Below are 23812 nucleotides of genomic sequence, written 5' to 3' on the forward strand. Positions count from 1 at the left end.
TGTTTTACCGTGGTCAACGTGGCCGATAGTACCAACGTTAACGTGCGGTTTCGTACGTTCAAATTTTTCTTTAGACACGATCGTGTTCCTTCCTAGTTATGATTCGTCGTGATCATTATTGATCGACGACGCGCCAGAAATTGTTATTTTATGCGCCAACGCCCGTTAGCGCAATATTTGGACGCCCTGATCTCGCAAAAAGTCGTAAACTTTTTGCAGTTCAATCGTCAATTAGTAACCACGCTCTGCAATAATTTTATCTGCGAAGTTTTTCGGCACTTCAGCGTACTCGTGAAACTCCATAGAGTAAGACGCACGGCCTTGAGTTGCAGAACGTAGATCAGTTGCGTAACCGAACATTTCGGATAGTGGTACTTGAGCACGGATGATCTTAAGACCAGCCACACCTTCGTCCATGCCTTCAATGATACCGCGACGACGGTTTAGGTCACCAACAACGTCACCCATCCAGTCTTCCGGAGTGGTTACTTCGACATTCATCATAGGTTCTAGAATCACAGGTTGTGCTTCTAGTGCACCTTTCTTGAATGCCATCGAGCCAGCGATCTTAAACGCCATCTCGCTTGAGTCTACATCGTGGTAAGAACCATCAAATAGTGTAGCTTTAATATCTAGTACAGGGTAACCCGCTAGAACACCACTATTCATTTGCTCTTCGATACCTTTCGATACCGAACTGATGTATTCCTTAGGAATCACACCGCCCACGATTTCGTCTACGAATACGAAACCTTCACCAGGCTCAGAAGGCTCAAGTTTGACCCAAACATGACCGTATTGACCACGACCACCTGATTGACGAACAAACTTACCTTCAACTTCCGCTTTACCACGAATGGTTTCACGGTAAGCAACCTGAGGTTTACCAACGTTACAATCAACGCTGAATTCACGCTTCATACGATCAACGATAATGTCTAGGTGAAGTTCACCCATACCGGAGATCAGAGTCTGACCTGATTCGTCGTCCGTTTCCACGCGGAATGATGGATCTTCCGCTGCTAGTTTACCTAGCGCGATAGCCATTTTCTCTTGGTCTGCCTTAGAACGAGGCTCTACAGCAATCTGAATAACTGGTTCAGGGAACTCCATGCGCTCTAGAATCACTTTGTGGTTCTGATCACACAGTGTGTCACCTGTTGTTACGTCTTTCAGACCGATAGCAGCTGCAATATCACCAGCGCGAACTTCTTTCACTTCTTCACGCTTATTCGCATGCATCTGAACGATACGACCGAAACGCTCTTTCTTCTCTTTTACTGAGTTGTAAACAGCGTCACCCGAGTTTACAACACCGGAGTAAACACGCATGAAAGTTAGCGTGCCCACGAATGGGTCAGTCGCAATCTTAAACGCTAGCGCTGAGAAAGGTTCGTTGTCGTCAGCATGACGCTCAACTTCATTTTCTCTTTCGTCGACACCTTTAATTGCAGGTACGTCAACAGGCGATGGCAAGAACTCAACTACTGCATCCAGTACCGCTTGAACACCTTTGTTCTTAAACGCACTACCACAAGTAGCCAGTACGATTTCGTTATTTAGTGTGCGAGTACGTAGAGCTTGTTTGAGCTCAGCTTCAGTCAATTCACCTTCTTCAAGGTACTTGTCCATCAGCTCTTCGCTAGCTTCAGCAGCGGATTCAACCATGTGGTTGCGCCACTCTTCAGCAAGTTCAATCATGTCAGCTGGGATGTCTTCGTAAGTAAACGAAGTGCCTTGATCGGCATCATTCCAGTTGATCATTTTCATCTTGATAAGGTCGATGACACCTCTGAACTCATCTTCCGCACCAACGTTCAGCTGGATTGGAACAGGAGTCGCACCAAGACGATTCTTAATTTGGTTCACAACGCGTAGGAAGTCTGCGCCCGCACGGTCCATCTTGTTTACAAATACCAAACGTGGAACGTGGTATTTGTCTGCTTGACGCCATACAGTTTCAGACTGAGGTTCAACACCAGATGAGCCACAGAACACAACCACAGCACCATCAAGTACACGAAGAGAACGCTCTACTTCGATAGTAAAGTCAACGTGTCCAGGGGTATCAATGATGTTTACGCGATGCTCAGGGAACTGTGCTTCCATACCACGCCAGAATGTAGTAGTCGCAGCGGATGTGATAGTGATACCACGCTCCTGCTCCTGCTCCATCCAGTCCATGGTTGCTGCACCATCGTGAACTTCGCCGATTTTGTGAGAAAGGCCAGTGTAGAACAGAATACGCTCAGTTGTGGTTGTTTTTCCTGCATCTACGTGAGCACAGATACCGATATTACGGTATAGCTCAATAGGAGTTTTACGAGCCACGATTGTATCCTCTTACTAAGGTGTACCTTAGAGTATAGAAAAGTGCTGCGAGAGAACCTCGCAGCACAGAAGGTATTACCAACGGTAATGAGCGAACGCTTTGTTTGCGTCAGCCATGCGGTGAACGTCTTCACGTTTCTTAACCGCAGTACCTTTGTTCTCAGACGCGTCTAGCATTTCAGCAGCTAGGCGTTGAGCCATAGATTTTTCACCACGCTTGCGCGCAGCTTCAACCAACCAACGCATAGCAAGTGCGTTACGGCGAACCGGACGTACTTCTACAGGTACTTGGTAAGTTGAACCACCAACACGGCGAGATTTAACCTCTACCGCTGGGCGAACGTTTTCAAGAGCTTCTTCAAAAATAGCTAAGTGGTCTTTACCAGACTTTTCAGCCATAGCATCTAGTGCAGTGTAAACGATTTTCTCTGCAGTAGATTTTTTACCGTCAACCATTAGGATGTTAACGAATTTTGCCAGCAATTCAGATTTGAATTTTGGATCTGGAAGGATCTTACGCTGACCAATGACGCGACGACGTGGCATGGATTTATCTCCGTTGTCTTCTTCAGGTTTTATCCAAAACTTTTCAGTTTTTTCAAAAAATTAAAAATAATTTAGTGTTTGGCCTTACTTAACGGAATCCATTAAGACTTAGGACGCTTCACACCGTACTTAGAACGACCTTGTTTACGGTCATTTACGCCAGCACAGTCTAGTGCGCCGCGAACAGTGTGGTAACGCACACCTGGAAGGTCTTTAACACGACCACCACGGATTAGAACAACTGAGTGCTCTTGAAGGTTGTGACCTTCACCGCCGATGTACGATGTAACTTCGAAGCCGTTTGTCAGACGTACACGACAAACTTTACGAAGTGCTGAGTTAGGTTTTTTAGGTGTAGTAGTGTAAACACGAGTACATACACCACGTTTTTGTGGGCACGCTTCTAGTGCAGGCACGTTGCTTTTAACAACTTGCTTTGCACGTGGCTTACGTACCAACTGGTTAATAGTTGCCATTAACTAGCTCCTGATTTACTTGAAAGTAAGCTTTGTGAAAAATCTATCCCCAACTGCCAATGCAGCTAGGGACGCAAAATTCTATGCAGCAGTGAGAGGTGTGTCAAGAAATATACGGATCTTTTTTGTTCAATTAGAACAATTCATCCGTAAAGCTTTGTCGACAGCAAATCTTGTTCAATCCCAAGTTAGGGATTTATCCTGTTTTGCTGTTAGTTCAACGAAGCCTGAATAATTCACAATCGTCAGCGATGGACTAATACGATTTGCAATACCGCGAGCTTGTGCATCGCTCTCTAACACAAATACGCTGCGGTTTTTTAGATGGGAAAGTGCTTTATGTTGCGAGTTAGCAGCGTACACTGCATCTTCTATAAGTAAGATGTCATCCTGTTCACTGCATAAAGGCATAGCGTCTTCTAGAGCAGAGACTGTTTTTATGATGTGTAACATAACTTCCTCAAAAAGACAGTAGCTTGCCAGCGTGTTGTAACTTATCTTTGAGCTGTTCTGAGCTTAACGCTTGGGCTTCAATGACTAAATCCGCTTGCGCCAAACCTCGCTGGGTTAACGACTCTGAACACACAAAGACTTGTTCGATGTCGTATAAATCGAAAAGCTTTAACATCGGCGCGTAATCTTTACTCAAAATATTGTTGGGGTCTTGCCCGAGTAGAAGCTGGTATACCCCGTCACCCATGAAAATGACGCTGATATCTTCACAGTAAGCCGACGCGGCTAACAGTGCATCCACACCTTCACGACCAGCTGCACTGCCATGTGGCGCACTACGAAATAGATAAGTTAACTGACTCAAAACTGTACCACTCTGTCTTGGGTTAACATCGCTTCAGCTAGGCTACCTAAGCCTGCTTGTTCAAAACCATCGGCTAGATTGTTCTGTACCAAACCATGTTGATTTGCTTCTTCTTCACTTACAATCCCGCGACGCAAAGCGGCCGCGACACAAGTTTCTAGGCGAACACCATGCTCTTTAGCCAAAAACTGCCACGCCTTATTGAGATCAAACTCATCGTTGGCTGGCACACTCAAAGCAGTACCATTAGTCACACCATCTTGATAAAAGAAGACGCTCACTAGCTGATGGCCTTGCTCTATCACCGCTTTGGCGAACTGATAAGCACTGCGCGCTGACTGGCTGCCATAAACGGGACCATTCACCACTAACGTGTAAGTCAGTTTGCTCACCTTTCATCATCCTCGGTTTTACGTTGACGAATGTACAAGTAAACGGTGTGTTTTGAAATATTAAGGCGATCCGCGACACGGTTGATGGCATCTTTAATATCGAAGATACCTTTGTCGTACAACTCCATCACGATCTGGCGATTTTTGGTGTTGTTAGACACGGACTTATCCGCATTGATCTCTTCGATGGTGCGTTCAACAGTTTGGTCCACCAGCTCTTCTACATCACTAGCAAAGTTGACCGAGGAAGCCGCTTCTTTCGCTTCTTGCGTCGGCATGAAAGACTGAAGGACTTGCGAGAAAGGCGCATCCAAGTTGACGTTGATACACAACAAACCAATCACGCGATTTTCGCCATTACGAATGGCGACAGTAATCGACTTCATCAACACGCCACCTTTTGCACGGGTAAAGTACGAACGTGAGAAGTTGCGCTCCGAGCCTTCGATGTCTTTTAGCATCTTAAGCGCTAAATCGGTGATTGGTGAGCCGACTTGGCGCCCCGTGTTTTCACCGTTAGCGATTTTAATTGCAGAGGTATTTAAGTCTTCTAGAGAGTGAAGAACGATTTCACAAAATGGACCTATCAGGCTGGCGATACCATCCACGACCGCCTCATAAGATCTTAAAATGATTTTGTCGTGCTCGGTAAACGGCATCACGTTAACGGATTCCATTTCGAGCAACATCTCCGCGTTTATTGTTTCTGTAGTTGTCATAAGCCTTCGAGCGAAAAATCAACAAATTGGTGTAAGTTTATCAGAAAATTTGAAAAGCAACCTAGCAAACTCACCAACTAGTGACCTAGAACAAAAAAGGCCCGTTAAACGGACCTTTTTCAATAACTTATCGCAGCTTATTGTTATTGCTCTGCGTTGTCGTTCTCAACTTTTAGCAGCTCAACTTCAAATACTAGCGTTGAGTTAGCAGGAATGCTTGGTGTGTCTTGGTCACCGTATGCTAGCTCTGGCGGGATAACGAATTTGAATTTAGAACCCACAGGCATTAACTGAACACCCTCTGTCCAACCTGGGATTACACGGTTAAGTGGGAACGTTGCAGGTTCACCACGATCGTATGAGCTGTCGAACTGAGTACCGTCGATCAGAGTACCTTTGTAGTGTACTTGAACCGTATCAGTGTCTTTTGGCTTCTCACCTTCAGCTGGTGTCATTACTTGGTATAGAAGACCTGTATCTGTCTTCACTACGCCTTCTTGCTTCTCAAACTCAGCTCGGAAATCATCGCCAGCTTTTTTCGCTTCAGCTGCTTTCTCAGCCGCTTGTGCTTGCATCTTTTCTGCAACACGCTTGTCTAGAGATTCTAGTGCTGCACGTGTTTCTTCTTCATTCAATTCAGCATTGCCTTTGAAGACGTCTTCGATACCTTTTAGTACCAAATCTTTGTTAAGATTAATGCCGATTTCGCTTGGCTTGTCGATGCTTGTGCTTAGGTAGTTAGCAAATGAAACACCGATTGCGTATGCCGCTTTGTCGTCGTCGGTTTTAAAGTGAACCGCTTTACCGGTTTCTGCTTGAACTTGTTCTGCTTGAGGTGCGGTTTCTGTTTTAGTTTCTTCTTTCTGACAACCTACCGCTAGCATAACTGTTGCAGCAAGTAGCGACACTTTTAAAACTGATTTCATTAAATTCTCCCAATAATGGCTCTGCCATTGGTTGTTGTGCACAAATCTTCTATGAGACTAGTGAAGACAATCGTTATACCAATATACTAGCTATATGTCTTAAGACACAAACCGGATTATTAGATGTGATGCAAAGAATTTTTCATTTATTCCTATATTTAATTGTCATCACCACGTTAAATGGTTGCTTTTTCGCCGAGCGTGAAGTGCAGCGTTGGCCGATAGAACCTCAAGGTGCGACGAGCTTCGCACTTAGCAGAGATGGACGGTTTGCTCTGCTCTATTCTCAACAACGTCATTTGATGTTGTGGGACCTAGAGCAAAACGAACAACTAGCCAATCTGGGTGAACTCGATGCCGATGCCAATGTGGTTTCCCATATCCGCATATCTGACAATGGTCGCTACGCAATTACAGCAAGCCAAATGAACTTCGCAGTTTGGGACCTAGGCTGGACGCAATCCGAAGGCCTTTGGTCTATCTCTGATGCGCTCATTCGCGACGTTGATATCACCAGTAATGGTGAACAAGTTCTGCTTGGGTTATCCAACGGTAAAGCAATTTATGTCAACTTAGTCACCGGGCGTCGCATGGAGTTCCTTGCGCATCGTGAAAAAGTCAATTCCGTGGCCATTTCTCCTAATGGGCGCTTCGCCCTAACCGGAGGTAATGACTATAAAGCGTATCTGTGGGACACCGAAACCGGACAAGTACTACGAACCTTCGAACATGAACAACGAATTGTTCGCGTGGCCCTGCAAAGAGATGGAAAATTAGCAATGACATCTGATGGCGGAAACCAAGCGATTGTTTGGGATTTAAAAACTGGACAAGAAGTCACACAGTTGAGCAGTTGGTCACGCCAATTAATTTTCTCTACCGCACGATTTTCTGACGACGGGACTCAACTAGTCACAGGAAGCCCTTCTGGCCGTGTGTCGATATGGGATACTCAAACCGGAAAACGAATGAGTGGATTTGAAGTGGAGCCCAAAAAAGACACTCGCCCTCCCCGTGCGGTCGTGTATGATGCAGCCTTTGATTCAAAACAACGCGTAATTACTGCTACTTCAGCAGGTATTGCCCAAGCTTGGCAGTTAGAGAACGGATCATGACAGAAAAAATCATTCAGCAATTGGAAGCACGCATTAATGACTTAGAATGTCAGCTTGCGTTCCAAGAACAGACTATTGAAGATCTGAACGGCGCTTTATCGCAGCAACAACTGCAAATTACCAAGATGCTCGATCAGATGAAATATGTGGTAGGTAAAGTAAAAAATATGGACTCGTCGAATTTAGCCGATCCGTCAGAAGAAACCCCACCACCGCATTATTAAAATGCAGGCTCAAATAGCATAAAGCCCAGAACATGTTCTGGGCTTTGTTGTATTAATTACTTAAGAAGGTACTCAAGAGGAAGCTATTCGTCGGCGTAGATTTTAACGCTCAGCTCGCCTTGCGTATTAATGCCTGCTCGGTACATGCCAGAACTGTTCATCGCAAAGTGCATCTCACCTTTAGCATCAATGGCAATCAAACCGCCCTCTCCGCCCATCTGTTTGAGATCACCTTGGATAATGTGTTCACAAGCCGTATGAATATCTTCTTGTAAGTAACGCATACGTGCTGCAACGTCTTCCGCAACACGTTTACGAATAAAGAACTCGCCGACACCCGTAGTGGAAACTGCCACGACGCCATTTTCGGCCACCGTACCACAACCAATAAGAGCAGAATCTCCGACTCGGTTGTATTTCTTATTCGTCACGCCACCCGTACTGGTGGCAGCGGCTAAGTTGCCTTGTTGGTCCAATGCCACCGCACCAACCGTACCGTGCTTACGGTCATCTGGGTAACGAGATTCCGACAAAGCAAACAGTCCTTTCTCACGCATAGACAGCAACTGCTCATAACGGCGATCAGTAAAGAAGTAATCTTGCTCGGTATACTCATGGCCTTGCTCAAAAGCAAACTTCTCTGCGCCCTCACCCACCAACAGCACATGATTGCTGTTTCGCATCACGTCACGAGCGAGCTCAATTGGGTTTCTGATATGACGAACACCGGCAACAGCACCTGCCGCTTGGTTTCTACCATCCATCACAGAAGCGTCCATTTCAACCATTTCGTTGTTGGTCAGCACTGAGCCTTTACCCGCATTAAAGTTAGGAGAGTCTTCCAATACTTTCACTGCCGCTACGACTGCATCTAAGGCTTCACCGCCCGTGTCTAGAATTTGATGTCCCGCTTTTACCGCAGCTTCTAAATCCGCCAAGATGGATTGTTGCAGCTCATCGCTCATCTGTTCACGCAAGATTGTGCCCGCACCACCATGAATGGCAATCGAGAAAGGTTTCGTCATCACTTTGTCCAACTGTTATTCCTTGTATGGTTGGCACTACACCTTAGATAAACAAAAAGCGCAAGTTGAAAACTCAACTTGCGCTTTTCAAAGCTTTGCTAGATAAGATTATCTAGTGAAGGCGCTTATGATTAGTGAGAACCACAGCTACCGCCGCCACAGCAGCCGCCTTCTTCTTCGTGATCGTGGTCATGATCGTGACCACCACAACAGCCACCACCTTGGTGGATGTGACCGTGTTCGATCTCTTCTGCTGTTGCTTCACGTGTAGACATAACTTCTACTTCGAAAGTTAGTGTTTGACCAGCTAACATATGGTTACCGTCAACAACCACTTCGTTGCCGTCAACTTCTGTTACTTCAACAGGGATTGGACCTTGGTCAGTGTCAGCTAGGAAGCGCATGCCCACTTCGATTTGCTCAACGCCTTGGAACACGTCCGCAGGAACGCGCTGTACTAGCGCATCGTTGTGCTCACCGTAAGCTTCTTCAGGAGCTACCGTTACTGAGAACTTGTCGCCAGCCACTTTACCTTCAAGTTCTTTTTCAAGACCTGTGATTAGGTTGTTGTGACCGTGAAGGTAATCTAGAGGTGCTTCTGCTGTTGATTGATCAACAACGACACCGTCTTCCATCATTACTTTGTATGCAAGGCTTGCAACAACGTTCTTTTCAATTTTCATACTAACTCCAGGGAGATTAATTGACTTAACCTGAATGGGGTTAAGTACTGAGATATCTGGGTGTATTATGGGGATCAATTATCGAAGTTCAATTACTCCGGCTTAAAAATTCCGATCATTTCCTGATCTGAGTGTTTATTTTTCTCTACAGATTGTGGTTTGCGCTGCTCTGTAAACTCACACTCGACACACTCAACTAATTCGATGTTATTTTCAATCCACCAGCGCAGGGTATCTTGCTGGCTGCAATTTGGGCAGCTAGCGCCGGCAATAAAACGTTTCTTGATTTTCACGCTATTTCCTTAGCTTGAGTCTTGGCTCAAGTACTACTTCCAATGATTAGGTGACTGATGGTCGCTCTCCATTTCACGACCAAATATTTCTTCTAGCTCTTTGCGGGCCTCTTTCGCTCTTTGAGCTAATTTCTTATCTTCATTGTGTTGAGGCAATAAGTCCTTAAGCATAGCATTATCTAACTTGCGAAAATGTGCTTCTGCCCGCTTTGCTTGATAAGGATGCATACCCAGTTCTACGAGCGCTTGGCGACCGAGATCTAGTGCCCCTAGAAATGTTTCACGAGAGTAATTCTCTACACCATGACTCATTAACTGGTAAGCCTCGACACGGCTTCTTGCTCGGGCTAACAACTTAAGTTTCGGGAAGTGCACGCGACAAATGTCCACGATGGCCATCACCTCATCAGGTGAATCAGTACAAATAATCAATGCTTCCGCTTTATCAGCGCCAGCAGCCCTCAATAGGTCAATTTGTGTAGCATCGCCATAAAACACTTTGTAACCATACTTACGTAATAGGTGGATTTGGCTGGCATCACTTTCTAATATTGTCACTTTGATTTTATTGGCATACATTAAACGTCCGACGATCTGACCGAAACGTCCAAAGCCTGCAATGATAACGCGTGGTCGGCGATCCACGACTTTCGTGGTCATGCCCTCTTCTTCTTGATTCAGGGTATGAGCAAACCACTTCTTTTGTCCCATCAGCAAAAGAGGAGTCGTCACCATGGATAGACTGACCACCACCAACAGAAACGCCACTTGCTCTTTGGACAAAATGCCCTCTTGGCTCGCCGCGGTAAATATGACAAAGGCAAACTCACCGCCTTGGCTCAAAATTGCAGCCATACGGCTTCTCGCTTTGGCTCCGACACGGGCAGCTCTCGCCAATGCATACAAAACCAAACCCTTAACCACGACCAAAGCCACCACCGCACCGAGAATCTCTAAAGGATGTAATGCCAATAACCCCAAGTTTACCGCCATGCCCACCGCAATAAAGAATAACCCCAACAACAGACCTTTAAATGGCTCGATAGCGATTTCCAACTCATGGCGATACTCACTCTCTGCCAGCAAAACGCCTGCTAAAAAAGTCCCCAATGCCATCGAAAGGCCGAGCTTTTGCATCACGACCGAAATGCCAAGCACAACTAAAAGTGCAGCAACGGTAAAGAGCTCACGAACGCCGCTCATCACGACAAAACGAAATAGCGGACGTAGTAAAAAGTGACCACCAATCAACAGTGCTACCACGCTGCCTAAAATAGTGAAGACATCCAACCAACTTCCACCACTATGCCCGCCTGCTAGCAAGGGCAACATCGCCAGCATCGGGATCACTGCAATATCTTGAAAGAGCAGCACCGCAAAACCAGATTGCCCCGTTTCGGTACCATTAAGCCCTTGCTCTTCAATGACTTTAAGCGCAATCGCCGTCGAGGACAGCGCCAACCCCATCCCGATCACTAAACTCACTTGCATGCTTACGCCAAACATACTGACGACACTACCAATCACGGCGGTCGTGACCACAACCTGCGCACCGCCTAAACCTAAAATCGGCCCTCGCATCTGCCACAATTTTTTAGGGTTTAATTCCAGCCCTATCAAAAACAGTAACAACACAACCCCAAGCTCGGCAAAATGCAAAATGGCATCAACGTCGCTAATTAAGCCAAGCCCCCATGGGCCAATCAACACACCAGCGAGTAAATAACCTAAAACCGAGCCAAGCCCAAGGCGCTGAGCAATCGGCACCGCAATAACCGCAGCCGAAAGAAAGACCACACTGCTTTGAAGAAACTCACTGGTGATCGCCATACTGACCTCCTCGATCTGCCGCTTGCCAGTTTTCAAGTGGGTTACTCAGCCATCCACGGTATAACTCAGCATGTTCGTAGCGTTCAATATCCGAAACATTTCTTGACCAATACAACACCAGAGGTTCAATCCAGTGCATTTGGCATAGGGCTGCCGTCAGTTCAAACGGTTGCAAGATTTGCTCAAGTGGGTATTTGTTGTACCCCTTCGCGCTGAAGGCTTCTTCTTTACCACCTGTTGTAATGACACTGCGCCAGTATTTTCCTTCTAGCGCCGCACCTCCGCCAAACGCAAAGCCTTTACCTAACACTCGGTCTAGCCACTCTTTTAATAGGGCTGGACATGAATACATATAAAGTGGGTGGTGAAATACAATCACATCGTGAGCGAGCAACAACTCATGTTCGTAATTCACATCAATAAAGAAATCAGGGTAAACACCGTAAAGATCGTGCACAGTGACGTGATCAAGCGACTGAGCTTTTTTTATCATCACTTGATTGGCAATCGAGTTATGTGGCTCTGGATGAGCATAAATGACCAGAACTTTTGGGAGAATAGACGGTGCAACAGCCAAATGGTCGTCCTTGTGGTTATTTTTATCCGTTATCAAATTGTTATACTTTTTTGTACAGCATAATGCAATTAAAGCGAATCAATCGACTTTTCCGGCCAATACCCCTACTATTCACCGCTAGATATATACCCAAGTGGCTTTAAAAACGATTGAAACCACTTCGCTATGTAACCAAGCAACGCGCACTGCGCAAAGTGAATGAAAACTTTATGATTACCTTCTCTGATATTCAGTTACTGCGTGGCGGTAAACCTCTTTTAGACCAAGCTTCTGCGACTATTCACCCTGGCGATAAAGTCGGTCTTGTGGGCAAAAACGGCTGCGGTAAATCAACGCTGTTTGCCCTACTGAAAGATGAACTGTCAATTGATGCTGGCTCATTTAGCCAACCTCAACACTGGGAGCTGGCCTGGGTCGCACAGGAAACGCCTGCGCTAGAGCGCACTGCACTGGAATACGTCATTGATGGTGATCGCGAGTACCGCGCTCTCGAAAAGCAGTTAGCTGAAGCAGAAACACAAGACAACGGAACCCTAGTTGCCGAGATACACGGTAAAATTGAAACCATTGGTGGTTACAGCATTCGCGCTCGCGCGGCAGAACTGCTCGATGGTTTAGGGTTCAGCCAAGAGCAAATGAGTTGGAGTTTGACCCAATTCTCGGGTGGTTGGCGTATGCGTCTTAACTTGGCTCAAGCGCTATTGTGTCGTTCTGATCTACTGCTACTCGACGAACCAACCAACCACTTGGATTTGGACGCGGTAATGTGGTTAGAGCGTTGGCTACAAAACTACCCTGGCACGCTGATTCTGATCTCGCACGACCGAGACTTCCTTGATCCAATTGTTGGTCGCATCATTCACATCGAGAATCAGCAGCTGAACGAATACACGGGTAACTACTCGTCATTCGAAAACCAACGCGCACAAAAGATGGTGTTGCAACAAGCGATGTTTGAAAAGCAACAGAAGCAGATGTCGCACATGCAAAGCTACATCGACCGCTTCCGTTACAAAGCATCAAAAGCACGCCAAGCCCAAAGCCGTATCAAAGCTTTGGAGCGCATGGAAAAAGTACTGCCAGCTCAATTCGATAACCCATTTAGCTTTCAATTCCGTGAGCCAGCTGCGCTGCCAAACCCAATCATGATGATGGATGAAGTATCTGCAGGTTACGGTGACAACCTCATCTTAGAGAAGATCCGCTTAAACTTGGTTCCTGGCAGTCGTATTGGTCTACTCGGCCGTAATGGTGCGGGTAAATCGACCTTAATCAAGCTGCTCTCTGGTGAACTTAACGCGCAAGGTGGTGACCTAACTTACTCACAAGGCGTGAAAATTGGTTACTTCGCTCAGCACCAGTTAGAAACGCTTCATCCTGAAGAAACGCCGCTGCAACACATGATGCAAATCGCACCCGATCAAACCGAACAGCAGCTACGTGATTACCTAGGTAGCTTTGGCTTCCAAGGTGACAAAGCACTAGAAAAAGTTGCGCCGTTTTCTGGTGGCGAAAAAGCCCGTTTGGTATTGGCTTTAATTGTGTGGCAAAAGCCAAACCTGTTGCTACTTGATGAACCGACCAACCACTTAGACTTGGACATGCGCCAAGCACTTACGATGGCACTGCAAACATTCGAAGGTGCGATGGTGATTGTTTCGCACGACCGCTATTTACTGCGCGCTACGACCGATGACTTGTATTTAGTGCATGATAGACAAGTTGCTCCGTTCGACGGTGATTTAAATGACTATTATAAATGGTTAACCGAACAACAAAGAGCGGAACGCAAAGAAGCGCAGGCTGCGCAGCCAAGCAAAGATACGGCCAACAGCGCAGCTGCGAAGAAAGAGCAAAAACGTCGCGATGCAGAGTTTCGAAAACAGACAGCGCCAATTCGCAAAACGCTGACACAACTAGAAAATAAAATGGATAAGTTAGGTGCTGCACTGGCCGAAGCTGAAGAACAATTGGCGGACAACTCACTGTATGCGGCCGAAAATAAAGCTAAACTTAACCAAGTACTGGCACTTCAAGCTTCCAGTAAAGCTGAGCTCGAAGAAATTGAAATGGAATGGATGTCTGCTCAGGAAGAACTGGAGCAGATGGAGCTAGAGTTTAATCAATGAGTAATCAACACGCTGAATACACACTCACCCTAGAACACCTTTGGCAGTTCAGTCTGCAGTTTTATGGTGTGCGAGAAGTGAAAGAAGCGTGTTTATCATTGCAGAACAATTATCACGGCAACGTGAACCTACTCCTGCTGCTCAGATGGCTCGATGAGCAGCAACTCATTTTCCAAGAAAAAGACTGGCCCTTGGTGCAAGACTGTCTAGGTAGGAGCGAAACTTTACTTCACTCCTTTCGCGACCTTCGTCGCCACCTTAAGTCTCAAGTCAATGACGCTTTGTATCGTGAGACCTTGCAGTTTGAGCTGCAACTAGAAAAGCAGCAACAAGCGGATTTGGTGGACTGCATTAACTCACTTGCACTACTCAAAAATGATGATGACCCACTGACGTTGAGATACTGTCGTCAACTCGGTGGGGAACATTTGCAGCAAGCCTTTGCTATTCCGGTGCCAAACATTCAACCACCAAAACGCCCATAAATCTGTAGAATACCTATAATCTTTATAAAGGATTATATTAATAAGTTCTTCAACGGACACCGAAGGACCGCATAAGAGCAGTTAGGTATGACACAATTTTTCGCAGCCGCCGGGATCAAAAACCCGCATCTCCAAACGCTTTTGCCGCGTTTTATTCGCAAAAAAGCGTTGTTTACGCCGATTTGGCAAACCCTCGATACATCCGATGGCGACTTTCTCGATCTCGCGTGGAGCGAGGACCCAACCCAAGAGCCTGCACAAAAAAAGCCGATTTTTGTTTTATTTCATGGATTAGAGGGGTGCTTCTATAGCCCTTATGCCAATGGGCTAATGAATGCATTTGCTCAATCTGGATGGCTGTCGGTGATGATGCATTTCCGCGGTTGTAGCGGTAAGCCAAACAAGAAAGCTCGCGCCTATCATTCTGGTGAAGTGACTGACGCCCTCCACTTCTTAGAGCACCTTGAGCAACGCTTTCCTGATAACCCCAAGGTTGCGGTTGGTATTTCTCTTGGCGGTAACATGTTGGCGAATTATTTAGCCCAATATAAAGACCACCCTATTTTGAATGCAGCGACTATTATCTCAGCGCCTTTAGACCTAGCGGCGTGTGCGAACCGTATAGAACAAGGCTTTTCAAAAGTGTATCGCCGTTATCTGCTTTCTTCACTGAAACGTAACGCGTTACAAAAGCATCATCTACTGCATGGCGAGCTGGCGCTGTCCTACAACTCAATCAAACGTGTCACACGGCTGTATGAATTCGATGATTTGATTACCGCACCATTGCATGGCTTTAAAGACGCACAAGATTATTACGACCAATGCTCTGGCTTAAGTAAACTACAGCAAATCACGCTACCCACACTGATCATCCATGCCAAAGACGATCCGTTCATGACCGATGATGTGATACCGAAGTTTGTTCTGCCAGATAATATTGATTACCGTCTCTTTGAGCACGGTGGCCATGTTGGCTTCCTGACAGGAACGGCGTTAAAACCTAAGTTTTGGTTGGAGGAAGCGCTGCCCGCGTATTACGAAAGTATCGCCGCAGATTACCTTTCTGCTGTATCCAAGCAACGAACGCAGTAAACTAGCCGCTCATCATAAAAGTTAGAGGTATTTATGATCATTCCATGGCAAGACATTGCGCCGGAAACATTGGAAAACTTAATTCGTGAATTCGTCTTACGCGAAGGAACGGATTACGGAACCGTCGAGGTTTCTTTGCATGACAAAATTGATCAAGTTAAAGCTCAATTGGAAAAAGGTGAAGCGGTTATCGTGTTCTCTGAGCTACACGAAACCGTCGATATTCAGCATAAAACAAAATTTTAGACCCTTCACATTTTACCGTATCCCACTCGATGACAAGGTATTGTTACGTGCTATAGTGGGATATCGACCGTGCAGTAGTAACTCTACTGCACATTACAGGTAAGTAATTTTCGACAAGGTTTGTCATGTCAGCTAAACACCCAATTATTGCGGTTACTGGTTCGTCCGGTGCCGGCACGACCACTACATCTGAAGCCTTCCGTAAAATGTTCAATATGATGAACGTTAAACCCGCATGGGTTGAAGGCGATAGCTTCCATCGCTTTACTCGCCCAGAAATGGACATCGAAATCCGCAAAGCCCGCGAGCAAGGTCGACACATTAGCTACTTTGGCCCACAAGCTAATGACTTCCCGGGATTAGAAGAGTTTTTCCGTAAGTTCGGGCATGACGGCACTGGCAGCGTGCGCCGTTATCTGCACACGTTTGACGAAGCGGTTCCCTACAATCAAATGCCAGGCACGTTTACACCGTGGCAAGACTTACCCGAAAACAGCGACGTTCTGTTTTATGAAGGGTTACATGGTGGCGTGGTCGATGGCGATGTTAATGTTGCTCAACATGTGGATTTCTTAATCGGCATGGTGCCGATTGTGAACTTAGAGTGGATACAAAAATTCGTACGTGACACTCGCGATCGCGGCCATTCGCGTGAAGCGGTAATGGACTCAATCGTGCGATCCATGGACGATTACCTCAACTATATCACTCCGCAGTTTTCTCGTACTCACATCAACTTCCAGCGCGTACCGACCGTTGATACTTCCAACCCACTTAATGCAAAAGGCATCCCTAGTTTGGATGAGAGTTTTGTGGTGATTCGCCTACGCGGTATCAAGAATGTCGACTTCCCATATCTGCTGGCCATGATTGATGGCTCATTCATGTCACGCCACAACACGATTGTCGTACCCGGCGGTAAGATGAGCTTTGCAATGGAGCTCATAGTTCGGCCTATCCTACAACAGCTCATCGAAACAGGGAAAATTGGCTAAAAACCTGCCTGCGAAGATGTTTACTTTTCATACCGTGATCATGTGCACAGTTTTGCTTACAAAATCTCAATCATGGCACGATTAAAATCAAGAAATCGTTTTCGAAAAAGGATACTATTTCTTACCGAAACACAAGAGAGCTTGCAGCATATAAAAAGTGCTCTTATTCTAGTAGGCCTAATTCAGGCTTAGCTAAAATATGGATAGCGCAAGCGTACCCTGCAGAGGAAGTGAGATATTATGGTTCTAGGTAAACCTCAAACCGACCCAACATTAGAGTGGTTTCTTTCACACTGTCATATTCATAAGTACCCTTCAAAGAGCACGCTAATTCACGCGGGCGAAAAGGCAGAAACTTTGTACTACATCGTTAAAGGTTCTGTTGCGGTTCTTATCAAAGACGAAGAAGGTAAGGAGATGATCCTTTCTTACCTAAACCAAGGAGACTTTATTGGTGAACTTGGTCTATTCGAGGAAGACCAAGAGCGCACAGCTTGGGTTCGTGCTAAATCTCCTTGTGAAGTTGCTGAAATTTCTTTCAAGAAGTTCCGTCAGCTTATCCAAGTAAACCCAGACATCCTAATGCGTCTTTCTGCGCAGATGGCTCGTCGTCTTCAAGTAACTAGCCAAAAAGTGGGTGACCTGGCGTTCCTAGACGTAACTGGTCGTATCGCTCAGACGCTTCTGAACCTTGCAAAACAACCAGACGCAATGACTCACCCAGACGGCATGCAAATCAAGATCACTCGTCAAGAAATCGGTCAAATTGTTGGCTGTTCTCGTGAGACAGTAGGTCGTATTTTGAAGATGCTAGAAGAGCAGAACCTAATCTCTGCTCACGGTAAAACCATCGTGGTTTACGGTACTCGTTAATCTCAAACTAGAGTGACACGAACAAAATTATAAAAGCCACCAATGGCAACATTGGTGGCTTTTTATTTACTCATGACCAAATAAGATAGGGTGCAGCGAACACTAATGAGTAAGCTTAACAGGTTAACCCTAAAACTTAGCCATTCGTACTTTCAAAGATTTTGTCAGCTGAAGCGGCCACGAAACCTGGGTACAAATCACCATTTTCCATCGGATAGCGCTTAGCAAATTCATAAAACCCGCCAGGGATAATTTCAGTGCCTTCGCTAAAACGAACCGCTACTTTATCTGCCATGGTCGATGACTGCTCTAGCAACACCTCAGGAGTGCCCTTCACTTCACCACCATTTTCATTAATGGTAAACCCAGCGGTACGCAGATGATCGTTTACCTGCTTCACTTCTTCATATTCATTGAGTTGGTTAACGCTCACCGTGAAGTGGTTTGCTCCGTAACCATGCGCCGCAAGCCAAGATGCGTACTCACTTTCTTTAGCCAACGTTTGGTAATCAGCAAAGCTTAAATCCCACAAGCGTCCACCATGTAAGAATGCGCTATCGTTCAGCTTGTCAGCATCGACTTGTGCCACCAAATTTTTCACAATCTCTTGTAGCTCAGGCGAGCACTCTTCAACTTTTAGCTCACTAATAAATACTTTAGGTTGCTTCGGATCTGGGTGCTCATAGTGCTTAGCAACCAGCTTTTTGCTTTCGAAAACGTAATCACCACACGCCTTGTAACCAATAGCTACAAATGGCTTAGCTAGAGTTTCAATACCAAGAGGCGCGATATTGAAGGTACGTAAAGCTATATGATCATTAATCAGAGGCTCATCTTCTTGAAGCAGCTGATGCACTTTAGCCGCCGAAGGGCAAAGACGTTGAATGTAATCTTGCCATAGCGATTCAAATAACACATCGGGCGTCATAACGACTCCTTGTTACGAGATGTAGAGTTTAAAGGTAAGCGGAAGTTGGCTGCTCGTTCACAACAAAAGTTGTCCAGAATAATGAACGAGCAACCATCAACCTGTGACGGTAAATGCCAGTCAGTCAACACGCTTTTCCGAGTCTTTGCTCACTTTTCGTGTTCTGCCAACGATCACTACAACCCATACCTAAATGATGCGCCGGCAAGGTGAGCCGCAATGCATAGTTGCGACTCTATTATTAAAACTTATAGCGCTACACCTGGACTCAATGTTGCAGGCAAGACAGTCTCTTGACCTTCCATTGATGCCATTGGGTACGCACAGTAATCTGCTGCGTAGTAAGCGCTTGGGCGCAAGTTACCCGACGCCCCCGGACCACCAAATGGCGCATCACCGCTTGCACCAGTGAGCTGGCGGTTACGGTTCACGATACCTGCACGAATGTGGTCAACGAAGTATTCCCATTCTTGGTCGTCGGTTGAGACCAAACCAGCAGATAAGCCAAAGCGCGTATCGTTTGCTAGCGCCACGGCTTTGTCTAACCCTTCGTAACGCACCACTTGCAGAAGTGGGCCGAAGTATTCTTCATCTGGTAACTCAGCAATGTTCGTTACATCAATGATGCCAGGAGAAACAAACGCCGCCTCTCCTGCTTTCGCTTCAATCAAGCTTTCACCGCCAAGAGACTGTAGATTAGCTTGTGCATCAAGAATAAACTTGGCTGCCACGACCGAAATTTGCGGTCCCATAAATGGCGCAGGTTCTGCAAATGGTTGGTCTACGCGAATATTGCGTGTCGCTTCAACGAGCTTGGTGATAAGCGCATCGCCTTTTTCACCCAATGGCACATACAAACGACGAGCACACGTACAACGCTGCCCAGCACTGATAAACGCTGACTGGATGATGGTGTAAACCGTGGCATCCAAATCACCATATTTATCAGAGATCACCATCGGGTTATTACCACCCATTTCTAGTGCGAGCATCTTGCCTGGTTGACCCGCAAATTGACGGTGTAATACATGCCCCGTATTCGCGCTACCCGTAAACAGTACGCCATCAATGCCTTTTGCGTCAGCGAGGGCGATACCAGTTTCTTTCGCGCCTTGGACAAGGTTAATCACGCCTTTCGGCAGACCGGCTTCTTCCCATAGCTTCATTGCCAATTCACCCGTCCATGGCGTTTGCTCAGACGGTTTGAAGACTACCGTGTTACCAGCCAATAGCGCAGGCACAATGTGACCATTTGGTAGGTGGCCTGGGAAGTTGTAAGGACCAAACACCGCCATCACGCCCAATGGGCGGTGGCGCAATACGATTTGGTTGCCTGCTGCTTCACGGCTCGCCTCACCAGTGCGGTCATGATAAGCGCGAATAGAAATCGCAATTTTTCCTGCCATCGCTGCCGCTTCGGTACGTGTTTCCCAGATTGGCTTGCCGGTTTCTTTGGCAATCACTTCAGCGATTTTTTCGCTGTTCTCTTTTACTTTCTCAGCAAAAGCCAACACGATCGCCTCACGCTCTGCAAATGGACGCTTTTTCCAGTCAATAAACGCTTCACGCGCTGCAGATACCGCCTGGTTCACCTGCTCTGCCGTTGCACCTTTGCCTTGCCAGATTACTTCTTGGTTGTACGGCGACAGAGACGTAAATGCTTCACCCTGACCTTGTACCCACTCACCTGCAATCCAATGTGTCATTGTTTCTATCCTTAAATTCTGTCGTCTGTTACTGCGGAAGAAGGCGAACGAAATCCCCTTCTTCAACCGAAAGTGCATCCGCAACGTCTGGTGCAATCATCACGCTTTGTGTTTCTGCGTCATACGCCGCTTTAGTGACTGTCGCACGGAAGTTCTCGAAAGATGAATTACACATCAAGAAGTCTTGTGTGCTGGAATGTTCAGAGATTTTGACTTGCGCACGGAATGAATGACGTACCGACTCAATATTACGCAGATCACACTCAACCGTTGGGCCACCGTCGAAGATGTCGACGTAGCCTCGGTTGGTAAAACCTTCACGCTCAAGCAGCTTCAGCGCTGGACGCGTGTTGTCATGTACTTGACCAATCACGGCTTGCGCTTCTGGGCTGAGCAGATTGATGTAAATAGGCAGTTTCGGCATCAAGTCGGCGATAAAGCCTTTCTTGCCGATACCTGTCAGGTAATCTGCAAGAGTGAAATCGATAGAGAAGAAATGCTCTTGAAGCCATTGCCAGAATGGTGAATTACCCTCGTCGTCTGAAACGCCACGCATCTCCGCAAAGATCGTTTCAGAGAAGCGCTCTGGGTGCTCTGCCATCATTAGGAAACGACACTTCGACATTAGACGACCATTCAGACCTTGGCGGAATTTCTCACGCAAGAACAAGGTACAAATTTCGCTGTTACCCGTGTAGTTATTACCAAAAGTAAGCAGTTTAACGACGTTGTTAACGCCAAGCTTTGGCGACGAGTGCACAACTTTACTAATGTGATATGAGTAAAATGGGACATCCCAGCCGATAGATGCTTCGATTCCGGTGGTACCCGCAACCTCACCCGTTTCAGAGTCAAAGCCAACCATCAGGTAGCCTTCATCGCCTGGTTCTGCCACATCTGGCTTACCAAAGCTGTACTCTGAATGTTTGATTCGATTGGTTAACAGTTCTTCGTTAACCGGTAGAGATGTAAATCCGTGACCAGACTCCACCGCACAAGTGTGCAGTGCGTCGTAATCCGACATCGCGATAGGGCGAACTACTAGCATCAATACTCCCTCCAGATGCAAGAAGATCCTAACTATATTGTAGGAACAATTCCCCCATCAGAGATCCTTGACGGGGGTGTCTGCGTTGACGTTTAAACTGATATCGCGCTTAAACTAAAGTCGCGATCGCTTTATCCAGTTTCGCCAAGCCTTCTTCAATTTCTTGTTGTGTGATAACGAGTGATGGTGTGAAACGTACGACATTGGCACCCGCAACCAATACCATGAGACCTTGTTTACCTGCAGCAACCAGCACGTCACGCGCACGGCCTTGCCATTCTTCATTTAGTGCAGCGCCAAGTAATAGGCCTTGACCGCGCACTTCTGAGAAGATGTTGTACTTCGCGTTGATCTTCTCTAGACCTTCACGGAACATTGCTTCGCGTTCTAGTACACCAGCCAACACCTCTGGCTTAGTGACTTCATTTACAACCGCTTCTGCAACCGCACACGCTAGTGGGTTACCGCCATATGTAGAACCGTGAGTGCCCACTTTCATGTGCTCTGCCAATTTTGCTGTCGTTAGCATTGCACCGATTGGGAAACCGCCACCAAGTGATTTCGCAGTACTTAGAATATCTGGCGTGATACCTAAACCTTGGTAAGCGTAGAAGTTACCTGTTCGGCCATTACCAGTTTGCACTTCATCGAAGATCAGTAAGGCGTTGTGTTTGTCACACAGCTCGCGAACCGCTTGAGCGAACTCAGGCGTTGGTGGCACGATGCCGCCTTCACCTTGTAATGGCTCCATCATGACCGCACAAGTACGATCAGACATGTGTGCTTGTAAAGCTTCGATATCGTTGTAAGGAAGGTGTGTCACGTCGCCTGGCTTAGGACCGAAGCCGTCAGAGTATGCCGCTTGGCCACCAACCGTTACGGTAAAGAATGTACGACCGTGGAAACCTTGTTTGAATGCAATGATTTCAGATTTCTCAGTACCATGAACGTCTGCTGCATAACGACGTGCCAGCTTCAAAGCGGCTTCGTTTGCTTCTGCGCCAGAGTTAGCAAAGAACACACGCTCAGCAAAACTCACTTCTGTTAGCTTTTTCGCCAGACGAAGGGCTGGTTCGTTCGTCATAACGTTACTTAAGTGCCAAAGCTTGTTAGCTTGCTCTGTTAGTGCGTTTACCATTACTGGATGACAATGGCCAAGACAGCTCACTGCAATACCACCAGCAAAGTCGATGTATTCATTACCTTCCTGATCCCAAACACGTGAACCTTTACCTTTAACAGGGATCATTTCCATCGGGTTATAGCAAGGTACCATTACCTCATCGAATAAACCGCGCTCTACTTTAATTTCCGTTGTCATTGCACATTCCTTCTTGATACCGCATGCGTAGCAGATAAGCGAATTTAACCGGCTCTCTTTGCCAGCAAATAATGTTTTGCATTTAAGCTATTGCGGCATTGTATTTACATTTAATTAACCATTTCAATAGTGATTTATTCTTTTCGTTCTCGAAAGCAACTTCCATTAATCACTGCTTATGACTATTTATGCATCAAGAAAGTAAAATAGAGAAGTGATTTTTTATAAATGTTATGTAATACAGGGGATAGAAGGTTTAAAAAGACATGAATAGACAAAGAGACTCGAGAGAATCGCATAGTTTTGCAATCTGCTCACCTCAGCAAAAAGATGAATGATTTGTTAAGAAAAGTGATCGCGATCAGATCGCTTTGCGTGCTAAAAAGTTCGCAAGCAACTCGTGACCTTGCTCAGTTTTGATTGATTCTGGGTGGAACTGCACCGCATCAATTGGCAAGGCTTTATGTTGGTAACCCATTATTTCATCCATGCTTCCGTCCGGCAGTTCTGTCCATGCAGTCAGTTCAAACACGTCGGGTAAAGTACCGTTTTTCACCACAAGAGAGTGATAACGGGTTACCGTGAGTGGGTTATTCAGATTTTTAAACACACTACGACCGTTATGACGAATCGGTGAGGTCTTACCGTGCATCACTTGTCGTGCACGTACCACTTCACCCCCAAACACTTGCGCTATCGCTTGATGGCCAAGGCAAACACCCAATATTGGAAGCTTACCAGCGAAGTGTTCTATCGCTTTCAGTGAAATACCTGCTTCGTTCGGCGTACATGGCCCTGGCGAGATCACCAAATGAGTTGGGTTGAGCGCCTCAATGCCTTGGATATCGATTTCATCGTTACGCACCACCTTTACGTCTGCACCAAGCTCGCAGAAGTATTGGTAAAGGTTGTAGGTAAAAGAGTCGTAGTTATCGATGATCAACAACATAAAGGGTCGGTTGCTCCAATCCGTTTTGGCAATGCTTACGTAGTGAATCGCCACGTTCGTGACAATCAAGGGCGGTATTTTGC

The 23812-nt window shown here is 46.3% G+C and carries 26 protein-coding genes; 8 read left to right on the forward strand and 18 right to left on the reverse strand.

All coding sequences use genetic code 11. The features are described 5' to 3' along the window. Nucleotides 1–231 precede the first annotated feature (231 nt). From fusA to fkpA, 8 genes are all read right to left on the reverse strand, one after another. On the reverse strand, nt 232–2331 hold the full coding sequence (gene fusA / locus R7190_RS23525; protein WP_005382794.1) for an elongation factor G: 2100 nt from the start codon (nt 2329–2331) through the stop codon (nt 232–234). Nucleotides 2332–2406: 75 nt separating this feature from the next. Then, a complete protein-coding gene (gene rpsG / locus R7190_RS23530) occupies nt 2407–2877 on the reverse strand; it encodes a 30S ribosomal protein S7 (RefSeq protein WP_005382796.1) in 471 nt (156 codons plus the stop codon). 101 nt (nt 2878–2978) lie between these two features. Then, complete coding sequence (rpsL, locus tag R7190_RS23535) at nt 2979–3353, reverse strand: 30S ribosomal protein S12 (protein WP_004399892.1); 375 nt, start codon at nt 3351–3353, stop codon at nt 2979–2981. Between the two features lie 177 nt (nt 3354–3530). Next, nucleotides 3531–3806: a sulfurtransferase complex subunit TusB gene (gene tusB / locus R7190_RS23540; protein WP_054575286.1), complete on the reverse strand. Its 276-nt coding sequence runs from the start codon at nt 3804–3806 to the stop codon at nt 3531–3533. A 7-nt stretch (nt 3807–3813) separates the two neighbouring features. Next, nucleotides 3814–4170, reverse strand: a complete 357-nt coding sequence (gene tusC, locus R7190_RS23545; RefSeq protein ID WP_005382801.1) for a sulfurtransferase complex subunit TusC — start codon at nt 4168–4170, stop codon at nt 3814–3816. Further along, the gene (tusD, locus tag R7190_RS23550; protein ID WP_005382803.1) at nt 4167–4562 is read right to left on the reverse strand and encodes a sulfurtransferase complex subunit TusD; all 396 of its coding nucleotides are present in this window, start codon (nt 4560–4562) and stop codon (nt 4167–4169) included. Before tusD ends, tusC begins: the two co-directional genes overlap by 4 nt. Further along, nucleotides 4559–5281, reverse strand: coding sequence for a transcriptional regulator (locus R7190_RS23555; RefSeq protein WP_005382804.1), 723 nt, complete (start codon nt 5279–5281; stop codon nt 4559–4561). The genes tusD and R7190_RS23555 overlap by 4 nt, the downstream gene beginning before the upstream one ends. A 143-nt stretch (nt 5282–5424) precedes the next feature. Continuing rightward, nucleotides 5425–6207 carry an FKBP-type peptidyl-prolyl cis-trans isomerase gene (gene fkpA / locus R7190_RS23560; protein ID WP_017821751.1) on the reverse strand — a complete coding sequence of 261 codons (783 nt, stop codon included), beginning with the start codon at nt 6205–6207 and terminating at the stop codon, nt 5425–5427. A 128-nt stretch (nt 6208–6335) separates the two neighbouring features. Between fkpA and R7190_RS23565 the strand changes: the two genes are divergently transcribed. Both R7190_RS23565 and R7190_RS23570 read left to right on the forward strand, forming a co-directional pair. After that, nucleotides 6336–7322, forward strand: coding sequence for a WD40 repeat domain-containing protein (locus R7190_RS23565; protein ID WP_005381457.1), 987 nt, complete (start codon nt 6336–6338; stop codon nt 7320–7322). Then, nucleotides 7319–7546, forward strand: a complete 228-nt coding sequence (locus R7190_RS23570) for a SlyX family protein (protein WP_005381455.1) — start codon at nt 7319–7321, stop codon at nt 7544–7546. Before R7190_RS23565 ends, R7190_RS23570 begins: the two co-directional genes overlap by 4 nt. 83 nt (nt 7547–7629) lie before the next feature. On the opposite strand, the gene R7190_RS23575 is transcribed toward R7190_RS23570, so the two are convergent. The 5 genes from R7190_RS23575 to kefG all read right to left on the reverse strand — a co-directional run bounded on the left by R7190_RS23575 (nt 7630) and on the right by kefG (nt 11954). Next, entirely contained in the window at nt 7630–8571 is a 942-nt protein-coding gene (locus tag R7190_RS23575; protein ID WP_186584613.1) for an isoaspartyl peptidase/L-asparaginase family protein, read from the reverse strand. 131 nt (nt 8572–8702) lie between these two features. Beyond that, the gene (gene slyD / locus R7190_RS23580; protein ID WP_005381451.1) at nt 8703–9254 is read right to left on the reverse strand and encodes a peptidylprolyl isomerase; all 552 of its coding nucleotides are present in this window, start codon (nt 9252–9254) and stop codon (nt 8703–8705) included. A gap of 92 nt (nt 9255–9346) precedes the next feature. Then, nucleotides 9347–9547, reverse strand: a complete 201-nt coding sequence (locus R7190_RS23585; RefSeq protein ID WP_005381449.1) for a YheV family putative zinc ribbon protein — start codon at nt 9545–9547, stop codon at nt 9347–9349. Nucleotides 9548–9580: 33 nt separating this feature from the next. Next, complete coding sequence (gene kefB / locus R7190_RS23590; RefSeq protein ID WP_262672174.1) at nt 9581–11377, reverse strand: glutathione-regulated potassium-efflux system protein KefB; 1797 nt, start codon at nt 11375–11377, stop codon at nt 9581–9583. Then, nucleotides 11361–11954, reverse strand: coding sequence for a glutathione-regulated potassium-efflux system ancillary protein KefG (kefG, locus tag R7190_RS23595; protein WP_005381444.1), 594 nt, complete (start codon nt 11952–11954; stop codon nt 11361–11363). Before kefG ends, kefB begins: the two co-directional genes overlap by 17 nt. A gap of 209 nt (nt 11955–12163) precedes the next feature. Here kefG and R7190_RS23600 point away from each other — a divergent pair, with 209 nt between their 5' ends. The 6 genes from R7190_RS23600 (at nt 12164) to crp (ending at nt 17777) form a co-directional block, all read left to right on the forward strand. Then, nucleotides 12164–14083: an ABC transporter ATP-binding protein gene (locus R7190_RS23600; protein ID WP_085570108.1), complete on the forward strand. Its 1920-nt coding sequence runs from the start codon at nt 12164–12166 to the stop codon at nt 14081–14083. After that, nucleotides 14080–14568: a TIGR02444 family protein gene (locus R7190_RS23605; RefSeq protein ID WP_017633738.1), complete on the forward strand. Its 489-nt coding sequence runs from the start codon at nt 14080–14082 to the stop codon at nt 14566–14568. The genes R7190_RS23600 and R7190_RS23605 overlap by 4 nt, the downstream gene beginning before the upstream one ends. Before the next feature lie 87 nt (nt 14569–14655). Further along, nucleotides 14656–15663, forward strand: coding sequence for a hydrolase (locus tag R7190_RS23610; protein ID WP_085570107.1), 1008 nt, complete (start codon nt 14656–14658; stop codon nt 15661–15663). A gap of 33 nt (nt 15664–15696) precedes the next feature. Further along, nucleotides 15697–15909, forward strand: a complete 213-nt coding sequence (locus R7190_RS23615; RefSeq protein ID WP_005381436.1) for a YheU family protein — start codon at nt 15697–15699, stop codon at nt 15907–15909. A 125-nt stretch (nt 15910–16034) separates the two neighbouring features. Then, nucleotides 16035–16904 carry a phosphoribulokinase gene (locus tag R7190_RS23620; RefSeq protein WP_005381434.1) on the forward strand — a complete coding sequence of 290 codons (870 nt, stop codon included), beginning with the start codon at nt 16035–16037 and terminating at the stop codon, nt 16902–16904. Between the two features lie 240 nt (nt 16905–17144). Next, complete coding sequence (crp, locus tag R7190_RS23625) at nt 17145–17777, forward strand: cAMP-activated global transcriptional regulator CRP (RefSeq protein ID WP_005381432.1); 633 nt, start codon at nt 17145–17147, stop codon at nt 17775–17777. A gap of 136 nt (nt 17778–17913) precedes the next feature. Here crp and R7190_RS23630 read toward each other — a convergent pair whose 3' ends face one another. From R7190_RS23630 to R7190_RS23650, 5 genes are all read right to left on the reverse strand, one after another. Next, on the reverse strand, nt 17914–18705 hold the full coding sequence (locus R7190_RS23630) for a DUF1338 domain-containing protein (protein WP_042523639.1): 792 nt from the start codon (nt 18703–18705) through the stop codon (nt 17914–17916). A gap of 248 nt (nt 18706–18953) precedes the next feature. Further along, nucleotides 18954–20411 (reverse strand): succinylglutamate-semialdehyde dehydrogenase, encoded by a 1458-nt coding sequence (gene astD / locus R7190_RS23635; RefSeq protein WP_186584612.1) that lies wholly within the window; start codon nt 20409–20411, stop codon nt 18954–18956. Between the two features lie 28 nt (nt 20412–20439). Then, nucleotides 20440–21459, reverse strand: coding sequence for an arginine N-succinyltransferase (gene astA, locus R7190_RS23640; RefSeq protein ID WP_005381422.1), 1020 nt, complete (start codon nt 21457–21459; stop codon nt 20440–20442). A gap of 109 nt (nt 21460–21568) precedes the next feature. Beyond that, on the reverse strand, nt 21569–22780 hold the full coding sequence (locus R7190_RS23645) for an aspartate aminotransferase family protein (protein ID WP_064354372.1): 1212 nt from the start codon (nt 22778–22780) through the stop codon (nt 21569–21571). A gap of 361 nt (nt 22781–23141) precedes the next feature. Then, on the reverse strand, nt 23142–23729 hold the full coding sequence (locus R7190_RS23650) for an aminodeoxychorismate/anthranilate synthase component II (RefSeq protein ID WP_031780782.1): 588 nt from the start codon (nt 23727–23729) through the stop codon (nt 23142–23144). Nucleotides 23730–23812: the final 83 nt, after the last annotated feature.

The sequence above is a fragment of the Vibrio sp. 1078-1 genome (genome assembly GCF_033340475.1).